This is a genomic window from Cytobacillus oceanisediminis 2691 (genome assembly GCF_007678455.1).
Taxonomy (GTDB): Bacteria; Bacillota; Bacilli; order Bacillales; family Cytobacillaceae; genus Mesobacillus; species Mesobacillus oceanisediminis_A.
This window is the reverse complement of the sequence record NZ_VEEP01000003.1, coordinates 422979-435272: the sequence shown is the minus strand read 5'-3', so window position 1 is coordinate 435272 and position 12294 is coordinate 422979. Positions and strand designations below refer to the sequence as shown.

12 protein-coding genes and 1 riboswitch are annotated in these 12294 nt (G+C 42.2%); of the genes, 9 read left to right on the top strand and 3 right to left on the bottom strand.

Going from position 1 to position 12294, the window contains the following annotated elements; all coding sequences use genetic code 11:
* The first annotated feature begins 5 nt into the window (after positions 1-5).
* Both FS736_RS08645 and FS736_RS08640 read left to right on the top strand, forming a co-directional pair.
* On the top strand, positions 6-929 hold the full coding sequence (locus tag FS736_RS08645) for a PLP-dependent cysteine synthase family protein (protein ID WP_144475969.1): 924 nt from the start codon (positions 6-8) through the stop codon (positions 927-929).
* Positions 930-2063: a bifunctional cystathionine gamma-lyase/homocysteine desulfhydrase gene (locus FS736_RS08640; RefSeq protein WP_144475968.1), complete on the top strand. Its 1134-nt coding sequence runs from the start codon at positions 930-932 to the stop codon at positions 2061-2063.
* A 724-nt stretch (positions 2064-2787) separates the two neighbouring features.
* Here the strand turns inward: FS736_RS08640 and FS736_RS08635 are convergent.
* Together FS736_RS08635 and FS736_RS08630 are read right to left on the bottom strand one after the other, a co-directional pair.
* Entirely contained in the window at positions 2788-4098 is a 1311-nt protein-coding gene (locus tag FS736_RS08635; protein ID WP_144475967.1) for a nucleobase:cation symporter-2 family protein, read from the bottom strand.
* Positions 4095-4697 (bottom strand): xanthine phosphoribosyltransferase, encoded by a 603-nt coding sequence (locus FS736_RS08630; RefSeq protein ID WP_144475966.1) that lies wholly within the window; start codon positions 4695-4697, stop codon positions 4095-4097. Before FS736_RS08630 ends, FS736_RS08635 begins: the two co-directional genes overlap by 4 nt.
* Before the next feature lie 130 nt (positions 4698-4827).
* Positions 4828-4929, bottom strand: a riboswitch (purine riboswitch).
* Positions 4930-5117: 188 nt separating this feature from the next.
* On the opposite strand from FS736_RS08630, the gene FS736_RS08625 reads away from it, so the two are divergent.
* Both FS736_RS08625 and FS736_RS08620 read left to right on the top strand, forming a co-directional pair.
* Entirely contained in the window at positions 5118-6866 is a 1749-nt protein-coding gene (locus FS736_RS08625; RefSeq protein WP_144475965.1) for an ABC transporter transmembrane domain-containing protein, read from the top strand.
* Between the two features lie 2 nt (positions 6867-6868).
* The gene (locus tag FS736_RS08620; protein ID WP_144475964.1) at positions 6869-8662 is read left to right on the top strand and encodes an ABC transporter ATP-binding protein; all 1794 of its coding nucleotides are present in this window, start codon (positions 6869-6871) and stop codon (positions 8660-8662) included.
* Positions 8663-8705: 43 nt separating this feature from the next.
* Here FS736_RS08620 and FS736_RS08615 read toward each other — a convergent pair whose 3' ends face one another.
* Positions 8706-8876: an aspartyl-phosphate phosphatase Spo0E family protein gene (locus FS736_RS08615; protein WP_144475963.1), complete on the bottom strand. Its 171-nt coding sequence runs from the start codon at positions 8874-8876 to the stop codon at positions 8706-8708.
* A 290-nt stretch (positions 8877-9166) separates the two neighbouring features.
* Between FS736_RS08615 and FS736_RS08610 the strand changes: the two genes are divergently transcribed.
* The 5 genes from FS736_RS08610 (at position 9167) to FS736_RS08595 (ending at position 12294) form a co-directional block, all read left to right on the top strand.
* Positions 9167-9874 (top strand): cytochrome c biogenesis CcdA family protein, encoded by a 708-nt coding sequence (locus tag FS736_RS08610; RefSeq protein ID WP_144476082.1) that lies wholly within the window; start codon positions 9167-9169, stop codon positions 9872-9874.
* Between the two features lie 143 nt (positions 9875-10017).
* Positions 10018-10377 carry a response regulator gene (locus FS736_RS08605; protein WP_144475962.1) on the top strand — a complete coding sequence of 120 codons (360 nt, stop codon included), beginning with the start codon at positions 10018-10020 and terminating at the stop codon, positions 10375-10377.
* Between the two features lie 82 nt (positions 10378-10459).
* Positions 10460-10927 (top strand): CcdC family protein, encoded by a 468-nt coding sequence (locus tag FS736_RS08600; protein ID WP_144475961.1) that lies wholly within the window; start codon positions 10460-10462, stop codon positions 10925-10927.
* A 300-nt stretch (positions 10928-11227) separates the two neighbouring features.
* A complete protein-coding gene (locus FS736_RS24260; RefSeq protein WP_186326731.1) occupies positions 11228-11368 on the top strand; it encodes a hypothetical protein in 141 nt (46 codons plus the stop codon).
* Positions 11365-12294, top strand: a complete 930-nt coding sequence (locus FS736_RS08595) for a gluzincin family metallopeptidase (protein WP_144475960.1) — start codon at positions 11365-11367, stop codon at positions 12292-12294. The genes FS736_RS24260 and FS736_RS08595 overlap by 4 nt, the downstream gene beginning before the upstream one ends.

Genomic DNA, 12294 nt, shown 5'->3' with positions numbered 1-12294 from the left:
ATACAATGACGGTTTACCGCAGTATCCATGAATTGGTTGGGCATACACCTATGATCGAACTTACCCAGTTCCATCTGCCTGCCGAAGTACGTCTTTTTGCAAAGCTGGAATATCTGAACCCGGGCGGCAGTATTAAAGACCGCCTGGGAATCGATTTACTCGACGAGGCATTCCGTACCGGGAAATTGGCATCCGGTGGCACATTGATTGAGCCGACTGCAGGAAATACCGGGATTGGGCTCGCATTAGCGGCGATCAACAAAGGCATTAATGTAATCTTTGTCGTCCCGGAAAAATTCAGCCTTGAAAAGCAGGCAATCATGAAGGCACTCGGTGCGAAAATCATCCATACGCCGACTTCGGAGGGAATGGAGGGAGCCATCCGAAAAGCAGACCAATTGCTTTCAGAAATCCCAAATTCCTATTCGCCGTCACAATTCTCCAATCCAGCCAACCCGGAAACCTACTATAAAACGTTAGGACCGGAAATTTGGGATGACTTGGAAGGGGAGATTGATATTTTCGTAGCTGGTGCTGGCACGGGAGGTACTTTCATGGGTACTGCAAGGTTTTTAAAAGAGAAGGACCCAAGAGTAAAGACGGTCATTGTTGAACCAGAAGGCTCGATTCTAAACGGGGGCGCAGCTGGCTCCCATAAAACAGAAGGCATAGGGATGGAATTTCTTCCGTCTTATATGGACACTTCTTATTTTGATGAGATTCATACTGTCTCAGATCAGGATGCATTTGATCGTGTGAAAGAACTTGCGGCTAATGAAGGAATACTTGCTGCGAGTTCATCTGGCGCAGCTCTTCATGCAGCATTACTGGAAGCACTGAAAGCCCCTCCAGGCACAAAAATCGTAACGATCTTTCCTGATGGAAGTGAGCGTTATTTGAGCAAAAAAATATACGAGGGGGGAATATAAATGAAACGCAAAACAAAATTGATTCACGGTGGTATTCCAGGTGACAAAACAACTGGTGCTGTCTCCTTTCCAATATACCAGGTAAGTACTTACAAACAGGAAGATGTCGGGGTCCATAGCGGTTATGAATATTCAAGGACAGGGAACCCGACGAGGTTTGCCCTGGAAGAACTGATCAAGGACCTGGAAGACGGGAAGCGAGGATTTGCTTTTGGGTCAGGAATGGCTGCGATTACAGCCGTTATGATGCTATTTAATTCAGGAGACCATATTGTCCTGACAGATGACGTGTATGGCGGAACCTATCGGGTCATGAATAAAGTGCTTAACCGGATTGGCATAGAGTCAACATTTGTAGATACAACAGATCTCGATGCAATAAAGTCGGCGATCCAGCCAAACACAAAAGCCTTATATATCGAGACGCCAACAAATCCGCTTTTGAAGGTTACAGACATAAAGGCAAGTGCCGGATTGGCAAAAGAACATGGACTGTTGACAATAGTTGACAACACCTTTAGCACTCCATACTGGCAAACGCCGTTAAATACTGGTGCAGATATCGTCCTTCATTCGGCCACTAAATATCTTGGCGGCCATAGTGATGTGGTAGCTGGTCTGGTTGTCGTTAATGATGAACAGCTTGCTGAAGATCTTCATTTTGTCCAAAACTCGACCGGAGGGATATTAGGCCCTCAAGATTCCTGGCTATTAGTCAGGGGAATAAAGACCTTGGGCTTGCGAATGGAAGCGCATGAAGCGAACACGAAGAAAATCGTCGAGTTTCTATCTGATCATAAGAATGTGGAAAAAGTCTATTATCCAGGCCTCGAATCGCATCCCCAGCATACAATCGCCAAAGAACAGGCAGGCGGATTCGGCGGGATGGTCAGCTTTGATGTAGGGAGCGCTGAAAAAGCAGCAGAGGTACTTAGAAAACTAAAATATTTCACACTTGCTGAAAGTCTTGGGGCAGTCGAAAGCTTGATTTCTGTTCCGGCAAAAATGACCCACGCTTCTATTCCAGCAGAGAGAAGAGCAGAACTGGGAATTACCGACGGTCTGATCCGCATATCAGTCGGGATTGAAGATGTAGAGGACTTACTGGAGGATTTGAGTCAGGCGTTACAATAGAAGGAAGCGGGTCTGTTAGAATCTGAAAAAGGTGATTAATTAGCTTGATTGGTGCCCTTGCAATCCAGTATAAGGAAAAAGAGGTCGCCAATGAAGTCGATTGGACACCTGAAACTCCGGTATTAGGGAAATGATGTGACCAATAGAGCTTATTGGGGCCCTGAAAATCCATTATTTGGATAAAGATGTAACCAATAGAGCTTATTGGGAACCTGGAAATCCAGTATTTAGATAATGTTATAACTAATAGAGCTAATTAGGGCTTTGAATATCCATATTCAGGAAAATGGTGTAACCAATAGAGCTTATTGGGGCACTGGAAATCCAGTATTTGGATAATTATGTAACCAATAGAGCTTATTGAGGCCGCTAAAATCCAAAATAAGGGAAATGGTGTAACCAATAGAGCTTATTGGGATCTTGAAAAACCAGTATTTGGATAATGGTGTAACCAATAGAGCTTGTTGAGACCCTCGAAATCCATTATTTAGAAATTGTTGTAACCAATAAAGTTTATTGGTACCCTTAAACTCCAGTTTTTAGAAAATGGTGTAATCAATAGAGCTTAATGGTCCCCAATAACTCTAGTATTAGGAAAAAGAAGTCACCAATAAAGCCGATTACGCCCGAAAAGTCCAATGTAGGGAAAATCATGTCACCTATATTTTTCACAATGAAAAGAGGCGCTAACAAGCTGGCACCTCTTTTCTACATTTCTATAAACCTATGAAGCTTTTTGTCCGGCAAATGTGGTTTGCTGAACTTTTTTGTTTTCTTTAAACACATTAAAAACTAGATTCATAGCAATCGCTGTCAGGCTTCCTGCAACGATTCCGTTGTCTGTCAAGATACGGATGCTGGACGGCATCTGTGAAAATAACTCTGGTACTGCTGTGACTCCGAGGCCCATTCCAACAGAACAGGCAATGATTAATAGGTTTTCCTGTGATGAGAACTCGACCTTGCTTAGCATTTTAATTCCATAGGCAACGACCATGCCAAACATCGCGACCATTGCTCCGCCAAGTACTGGAGTTGGGATGATTGTGGTTAATGCGCCGATTTTAGGCATCAATCCGAGGAGGACCAGGAAGAACCCTGCTGTGTAAATGACATTTTTTGACTTAACCCCGGACATTTGTAGAAGGCCGACATTTTGCGAATAAGTTGTATAGGGAAACGCGTTAAAGAAAGCACCAAGTATGATTGCGAGCCCTTCTGCACGATAACCATTCTCCAGATCTTTTTCCTCAAGCTTTTCATCACAGATATCTCCGAGTGCAAAGTAGACTCCTGTGGATTCCACTAAACTTACCACTGCAACCAGGATCATCGTCAGAATGGCTGATACCTCGAAAGTCGGTAGGCCGAAGTAAAACGGTGCTGGCATGTGGAACCAGGAAGCTTCCTTAACAGCTGATAAATCAACAAGTCCCATAAAATAAGCAACAATCGTTCCTGCCACAAGTCCGAGCAGAATGGCGATAGCACGGATAAAACCTTTGGAAAAACGGAATAGAAGGATAATGAAAAGCAATGTTCCAAAGGCAAGGCCGATATTCGACAGGGACCCAAAGTCAGGACTTCCCTGGCCGCCAGCCATATTATTCATTGCAACTGGAATCAGAGTTATTCCGATGATGGTCACAACAGATCCGGTAACCACGGGTGGGAAAAATCGGACTAGCTTCCCAAAGAACTTTGAAATAGCAACGACAAAAATACCTGAAATTAGTATTGAGCCATAGATGGCAGAGATACCGTACTGTCCGCCAATGGCGATCATCGGTCCTACAGCTGTAAAAGTACAGCCCAGCATGACAGGAAGGCCGATTCCAAAAAACTTGTTCCGCCAAACCTGCAGAAGCGTAGCGATACCGCACATAAAGATATCAATTGAAACCAAATAAGTTAGTTGTTCTCCCGAAAGTCCGAGGGCGCCCCCGACAATCAACGGTACAATTACAGCACCTGCGTACATGGCCAATACATGCTGGATTCCTAATGATGCTATTTTAAATGGATTCTGTCTCATCGTGTTAGTTCCGCCTTTCTTTCTTCAGTATTTTCAATTTCTACGATGCCGTTTTCAAGAGATTGAATGACTGCCAGTGATTCTACCCGGTAGCCTTTTTCCTGCAACAAACGTCCGCCATCCTGAAATCCTTTTTCAATCACGATACCAATACCTGCAATCGAGGCTTTGGCTTTGTTCACTATTTCTGATAGTCCCAATGCGGCTTGTCCATTTGCGAGAAAATCATCAATAATTAATACCTTATCTTGTTCAGAAAGAAATTTGCTGGACACTGCAATGTCATTGCTCTCCTTTTTGGTAAAGGAGTAAACAGAAGCTGTAATCAGGTCATTTACAAGAGTAAGAGATTTTCTTTTCCTTGCAAAAATCACTGGTACTTTTAAGTGAAGCCCTGCCATGACAGCTGGTGCTATACCAGATGATTCGATGGTTACAATTTTCGTAACCCCTGATCCAGCAAATCTTTTTGCAAATTCTGATCCAATTTCATTCATAAGCTGTGGGTCAATCTGATGATTCAGGAAAGAGTCAACTTTAAGAATGGATGAAGAAAGGACACTACCATCGTTTTTGATTTTTTCAATAAGCTGTTCCATGTTAATCCTCCTCTTTTTATCCGAGCCGATAAAAAAAAGCCCGAAGTCCATGCATTCACGTCATAACTGAGTGAAGCAATGGTCTTTGGGCTTTTGAAAGCAACTTAAGACAAAAAGAGGGCAGAAATCCGCCTCTGCATTGCTCACTCATAGTCAGATCATTTACGGTAATCCGGTAGAAACTTGCAGGCCATATCCCCGCGATTATATGAGTGAATAAATTAATTTATAGTCATTATAACATCATTTTTGTATTCTTCAACTATTAAAACCGTATTTTCTTAATCTAATAAATAGATAATGTTCGCTTTTTAGGATAAGAATACCAAAAAGCTGATTTTCGTAAAAGAAAAAATCTTCCCCATTTTACAAATATTTGTTAAACTATTTAAGCATTTGAGGCGTATGGGGGATATACATATGAGCGTATTCAAGGATTTGTTGTGGTACTTTAAGTCAGAGAAAAAAGCTTATCTAACAGGGATTTTCCTTTTGCTGTTCGTAGCGATGCTGCAGCTGGTGCCTCCACGGGTAATCGGGATTATCGTAGATGAAATTACGAATGGGACTCTTACGGCTGGAAAGCTGGGTAAATGGATTGTCGTGCTGGCTGGTTCCGGTCTGGCGATGTATTCGCTTCGTTATTACTGGAGGATCATGATTTTCGGTTCTGCGGTAAAACTGTCCCGATTGTTGAGAAACCGTTTGTATGCGCATTTTACCAGCATGTCGCAATCCTTTTACCAAAAAAGAAGGACAGGGGACTTGATGGCACATGCAACGAACGACTTGTCGGCAATCCAGCAGACAGCAGGTGCAGGGGTTCTAACCTTCGTGGACTCGGTTTCGACAGGCGGGTTTGTCATTATTGCCATGGCAGCGACCATCAGCTGGAAGCTGACCTTGATCGCTTTGATTCCAATGCCGTTCATGGCCATGCTGACAAGCTGGTACGGAACTATGCTTCATAAAAGATTCCATAAGGCACAGGAAGCATTTTCGGATTTAAATGACAAGACCCAGGAAAGCATTACTGGTATAAAAGTAATTAAAACGTTTGGCCAGGAAAGCGAAGATATCGAGGATTTTAGAAAGCAGTCCGAGGATGTCGTGAACAAGAACATCTCCGTTGCAAAAGTAGATGCTCTTTTTGACCCAACGATCTCTATCATAGTAGGAATCTCCTTTTTCCTGTCAATTGCGTTTGGATCAAGATATGTCCTAAACGGGGAGTTGACGATCGGTCAGTTGGTTTCCTTCACATCCTATCTCGGATTGTTGGTTTGGCCGATGCTGGCATTCGGCTGGTTTTTTAATATTGTCGAGCGTGGGAGGGCGTCGTATGACCGCGTCTCTGCATTACTTGATGAACAGATTGATATTCAGGACAAAGCCGAGGCACTGGACATAGTACCAGAGGGAGATATTCAATATAATATTGAAACATTTGTTTATCCAGGCGACACGGACCCGATTTTGAAAAAGGTCAAATTTGGGCTTGGAAAAGGACAGACGCTCGGAATTGTTGGGAAAACGGGAGCAGGCAAAACTACCCTATTGAAGCTGCTGATCAGGGAATTCGATCTTTCGGATGTAAGCATCTCCATTGGCGGCAGGAACATCGAGGATTATAAGATTGACAGGCTGAGGCAGGCAATCGGTTATGTTCCGCAGGATCACTTCCTCTTTTCAGCCACAGTCGAAGAAAACATCGCTTTTGCGAATCCATCTGTCGAGAGGGCTGTCATCCATAATTCGGCCAGAGTGGCGAACATCCATGAGGACATTCTTGAATTTACTGATGGCTACCAGACAGTTGTCGGGGAGCGCGGCGTTTCTCTGTCAGGAGGCCAGAAGCAAAGGATCTCGATAGCGCGTGCTCTTGTGATGAATCCTGAAATCCTGGTACTCGATGATTCACTATCGGCCGTCGATGCTAAGACCGAGGAACAGATTCTCTCAGCACTAAAAGAAAATCGGAAAGATAAAACCACGATTATCACTGCTCATCGTTTAAGTGCGATCCATCATGCGGACTTGATCATTGTCCTTGAAGATGGCCGAATAGCTGAACGTGGTACGCATGACCAGTTAATGGAGGAAGATGGCTGGTACAAAGACATGTATTTGAGACAGCAGCTTGAAGAACTTGTCGAGAAGGGAGGGTGACCATGGACAGAACGCCTGTATTAAACGCAAAAGAACAGCGGTCGGTGCTGTTCAGGCTTCTTGCTTATGCTAAGCCGCATATAAAAATGATTTCTGTCGCATTTGGATTCCTGCTGTTCGCGACGATTGGGGATGTACTTGGACCGATTTTAGTGAAGATTTTTATCGATGATTACTTGAGGGAAGGGTATTTGCCGTTCCAACCTTTATTACTGCTTGGTTCAGCGTATATCGGCATCCAGGTCCTCAATGTGCTTGTTTCCTATTTTCAGCTTTTAAAATTCCAGGAAATCGCGCTTAAAATCATTCAGCAGATGAGGATTGATGTCTTTACGAAGGTTCAGCAATTGGGTTTGAAGTATTTTGATAAAACTCCTGCAGGTTCGCTTGTTTCCAGGGTCACGAATGATACTGAGGCGATCAAGGATATGTTTGTCAGTGTCATAGCGACCTTTATCCAGAGCGGGATTTTGTTGTTCGGAATCTTTGTCGCGATGTTCATCCTGAACGTTAAACTGGCCTTGTTTACGATGCTTATTCTACCGTTCATTGTATTCATTATGAGCTTATACAGGAAGTTGAGTTCAAAGTTTTACCAGGATATGCGTGAGCGGCTCAGTCAATTGAATGCAAAGCTTAGCGAATCCCTCCAGGGGATGTCCATTATCCAGATATTCCGTCAGGAAGAGAGACTGAAAAGGGAATTTGGTGACATAAATGACAAGCATTTTGAGGCGGGGATGAGAAACATCAAGGCGGATGGACTGCTATTGCGACCGGCGGTTGACCTGGTGTATATTCTTGCGTTGATCATTGTGCTTAGCTTTTTCGGGATCACTTCCTTTGACAGCCCGATTGAAATCGGAGTGCTTTACGCATTTATCAATTATCTTGATCGTTTTTTTGAACCGGTGAACAACATGATGATGCGGCTTTCCATGTATCAGCAGGCGATTGTTGCTGCTTCACGTGTGTTCAAGCTGCTGGATGAAGAGGAATTGGCTCCGGCACAGTATGGAACGGAAAAGGACAAAATTAATGATGGCAAAATTGAATTTAAGGATGTCAGCTTTTCATATGATGGCAAGCGGGATGTATTAAAAAATATCAGTTTTGCCGTAAAACCTGGTGAGACCATTGCATTTGTCGGCCATACCGGCAGCGGAAAAAGTTCGATCATCAATCTGCTGATGCGTTTCTATGAATTTGAGCGCGGTGAGATTTTGATCGATGGTCATTCCATCAAGAATTACCCGGTGAATGAGCTTCGGAATAAAATGGGACTTGTACTGCAGGATCCATTCTTGTTCTACGGCACAATCGGGGATAACATCAGATTGCATAATCAGGATTTGAGTGATGAGGATATCAAGCAAGCGGCTGAATTCGTCCAGGCTGACACTTTTATCAACAAACTTGAAAATGGTTATGCACACAAGGTGACGGAGAGGGGATCCACTTTTTCCAGCGGACAAAGGCAGCTGATCGCATTTGCAAGGACAATCGCTGCCAATCCAAAAGTCCTTGTTCTCGACGAAGCGACGGCAAACATTGATACCGAAACGGAAGAAGCTATCCAAACAGCGTTGTCCAACATGCGAAAAGGCAGGACAACGATTGCCATCGCACACAGACTTTCAACGATCCAGGATGCAGACCAGATCATTGTCCTTCATCACGGGGAAATCGTAGAGCGAGGGACACATCAGGAATTGATATCCCAACAGGGACTTTACCATAAGATGTATCTGCTTCAGAATGGTTCAGTTGAGCGGTTAGAGGATGTTGTGGGATAATAAAAATAAAACAGCTACAACGCTTGCTGCGTTTAGCTGTTTTTTAATGGGCTGCAATTTTTTTAATATAGACGCGATTATATTCGTTCAACAGTTCATCGAGTTCCTGGCTGTAATGAATGGCAATAGTGGAACTCAAGCCGTTCTTCGATGCGATTTCAATCAGTTCTTCCCGTTTTTTCTCTATAAGGGTGATCAGTTGCTCTTTAGACAATTTGAAAATCCTCTCTGTTATATGTTTCAACAGTATATTATGTAAAATCGTTATAAATATAGAAATTATTACAAGTGCTATATTAGTATATAGCATATACTGGCAAATTTCAAAAGAAACATTTGTAAAATATTTTCCTGTAAAAATAAGACACTAAAGTTAATTACCCAGTTTTTTTAAAGTTAAACATCATTTTTATAGAATTAATAAATTGTTCACAGTTGAACTATGATAATAGTGAAAATAATTTGTTAGAATGGGACTATCGAATATGGACTGGAGATGGAATGATGTCAGATATTAATATTTTTATCGCTATGGGAGCTGGCTTCCTAAGCTTTATTTCTCCATGCTGTTTACCGCTGTACCCCGCTTTCTTATCCTATATTACAGGTATGTCGGTAGGGGAATTGAAAAGTGAAAACGCAATGCTGCAAAAAAGGAGTTTGCTCCACACCTTGTTTTTCCTGCTTGGCTTCTCGGTCATTTTCATTGCAATCGGCTTCGGGACCTCTTACGTAGGCCAATTTTTTATCCAGTACCAGGACCTTATCCGTCAGCTTGGGGCAATTTTCATTGTCGCTTTCGGATTGATGGTGATTGGATTCTTTAAGCCAGAGTTCTTGATGAAGGATCGTAAATTTGAATTCAAGAACCGCCCATCCGGTTATTTTGGATCATCTTTGATTGGAATGGCATTTGCTGCTGGCTGGACACCGTGTACTGGCCCCATTCTTGCATCTGTCATCCTGCTTGCAAGCTCGAATCCCGGCTCGGGCATGCTTTATATGATCGCTTACACTCTCGGATTCGCGATTCCATTCTTCATTCTTTCTTTCTTTATCGGAAGAATGCAGTGGATCCGCAAGCATAATATAAAAATAGTGAAAATCGGCGGTTATATCATGATTCTGGTGGGAGTCATGCTATTCTTTGACTGGATGACAAAATTGATTTCAGTTCTATCCATGTTATTTGGCGATTTCACAGGATTTTAAAGATGAGATAATCCTCCGTTTCTGTATATGAGAATTTTGTCGGTGTCTTTACATTGAAAATAATGACTATTTATAGTTATATAGTAATTAAGGGGAATTTTTACAGATAAAATATACTTGTTGTGATTGTCGGGGAGGATATAATGGCCAGAATTTTGATAGTTGACGACGCAAAATTTATGAGGATCACCTTAACCAATATTCTGAGGAAAGCGAATCACGAAATAGTAGGAGAAGCTGAAAACGGACGTGAGGCAGTCATGCTATATCGCGAGCTTAAGCCCGATCTAGTGACAATGGATATAACAATGCCTGAAATGAGCGGCCTGGATGCAGTAAAAGAAATCAAAAAGGATTTCAAGGATGCAAAAATCATCATGTGCTCAGCGATGGGCCAGCAGAAGATGGTGGTGGATGCAATCGAAGCGGGAGCTAAGGATTTTATTGTTAAGCCGTTTGATGATTCCCAGGTAGTCGACTCAGTATCAAGAGTTCTAAGATAAATAATAGCCATTTAAGTGTATCTTAAATGGCTATTTTTCATTATAATAATAGGGTAATCTAAAAATAAGGGATGAAATATAGATGAATTATGTTCTGGCATCTACAGTTGGCGCAGTTGGCATGGCAATCTTCGTGACAGTCATGAGGATGAAGGCAGCAAAAAAACCAGCATCAGCCAAGAAAATCATTTTGCCGCCAATTTTCATGAGTACCGGTGCCCTCATGTTTATCTTCCCGATGTTCCGGGTGCATTTTTTACAGATTCTTGAGGCACTTACAGTAGGAATGTTATTCTCGATCCTGCTGATCAAAACATCGCAATTTGAAGTGCGCGGCCGGGAAATTTTTCTTAAAAGGTCCAAAGCTTTTGTTTTCATATTAATCGGTCTATTGATAGTCCGCGTAATAGCCAAGCTCGTTCTCAGCAGTACCATAGATGTTGGCGAACTTAGCGGTATGTTCTGGATCCTGGCATTCGGAATGATTGTACCATGGCGGGTTGCTATGTATATGCAGTACAAAAAGCTGCATAATGAACTGCATGGATGACCGGCAATAATCTATAGAAATCCTCTCGCATGTTGCGATGGGATTTTTTTATATTCATGAAAAAGTGGACAGCGGCGAATTTTTTTATAATAAATGGATATTCATCTAAAATCTGGAATGTTATGATGATAGTAAGTATTCATAGGGAGAGATTGTTGGTGAAAATGAAACGTCTCCAGGCAGTTTTTATCCACCGGGATGGTACTGTGGGATGAAGTGATTCGGTCAGAGTTACAGCCTGACTATATTGCCTACGCTCTCAACGATGTGATCAGCTGGCTATTGTGAAGGAGTGGGGAAATGACAATTTTTTTAGCTATTATATTACTAGTTTTCATGTTTGATTTTACAAAGCTAAGGCAGCAGAATGAGAAAATGATCGAGCAGAATGACAGGATTATCTCTTTGCTTGAAGAGCAAGTGAATAGAGGCAACGAGTGAAGGGTGCTAAAAGAAGGGTATGGCTGATCATCCCTGCAATCATCTTTGGTTTTTATTTAAGCAGATGGGTCGGAATGGCGAAATCCTTTCAAGATGAATTCAATGAGCGAACAGGTGAACATTCAAGCTTTTTGGTGATTGCGAAATCTTTTTTCAATCAGAACTTTGACAGTGAATTGGAAAAAGAGTATAAAGCTGCAGGCAAGAACAAGCAGTATAAACAAGTTTCCATTTACTATCAGGAAAAGGACAAAGAACTGATTCCCTTGACAATCGAAACGCTGAAATGGGCTGAGGAGAAAACAGCCGAACTTTTTGGCGGCACTAAAAACGTTCCCATCGATTTGATTTTTATGAGTAAAGAGGATATTGTACAGGATTCTAAGATTGAGGAAGCTTCAGGATATTATTCTGATTTTGAGAAGGTCATTGCTGTAAGTGTTGACCCTGAGTACTTGGAAGGGATCTTACAGGAGCTAGAAACACCGCTGTATTTCTTTCAAAAATCAATTTTGCATGAGTACGCCCATTACACCACTTTCATGAAAATAGCTGAAGCGGAAACCTTTGGTGATCTTTTTCCGACCTGGTTCCTTGAGGGAATAGCTGAGTATGTAGGAAATGACAAAACAGAAGTTAGCTTCGATTCCAATCCATACGAAGCACTGCCTCTTAAAGAGATCAGTTGGGACAATGATTTCCATGAAGCGCGTCATGCTGGTATCTCGGAACCCTATTTGCAAAGTTATTTTACTGTGAATTATCTGATCAAGGAATATGGGATAAATGTTGTTGATGAATTGATTGATAGAACAAAAGAAACAGAGGATTTCTATGTGGCGTTGGAACAGCTGACAGGGAAGCCGATAGCTGTTTTCGAAAAAGATGTTTTAGATTATTATCAAAGGTTGGATAGCGTCAGATGA

Coding starts and splice junctions, on each gene's coding strand:
- FS736_RS08645 (WP_144475969.1), top strand. CDS start 6: ATGACGGTTTACCGCAGTATCCATGAATTGGTTGGGCATACACCTATG.
- FS736_RS08640 (WP_144475968.1), top strand. CDS start 930: ATGAAACGCAAAACAAAATTGATTCACGGTGGTATTCCAGGTGACAAA.
- FS736_RS08635 (WP_144475967.1), bottom strand. CDS start 4,098: ATGAGACAGAATCCATTTAAAATAGCATCATTAGGAATCCAGCATGTA.
- FS736_RS08630 (WP_144475966.1), bottom strand. CDS start 4,697: ATGGAACAGCTTATTGAAAAAATCAAAAACGATGGTAGTGTCCTTTCT.
- FS736_RS08625 (WP_144475965.1), top strand. CDS start 5,118: ATGAGCGTATTCAAGGATTTGTTGTGGTACTTTAAGTCAGAGAAAAAA.
- FS736_RS08620 (WP_144475964.1), top strand. CDS start 6,869: ATGGACAGAACGCCTGTATTAAACGCAAAAGAACAGCGGTCGGTGCTG.
- FS736_RS08610 (WP_144476082.1), top strand. CDS start 9,167: ATGTCAGATATTAATATTTTTATCGCTATGGGAGCTGGCTTCCTAAGC.
- FS736_RS08605 (WP_144475962.1), top strand. CDS start 10,018: ATGGCCAGAATTTTGATAGTTGACGACGCAAAATTTATGAGGATCACC.
- FS736_RS08600 (WP_144475961.1), top strand. CDS start 10,460: ATGAATTATGTTCTGGCATCTACAGTTGGCGCAGTTGGCATGGCAATC.
- FS736_RS24260 (WP_186326731.1), top strand. CDS start 11,228: ATGACAATTTTTTTAGCTATTATATTACTAGTTTTCATGTTTGATTTT.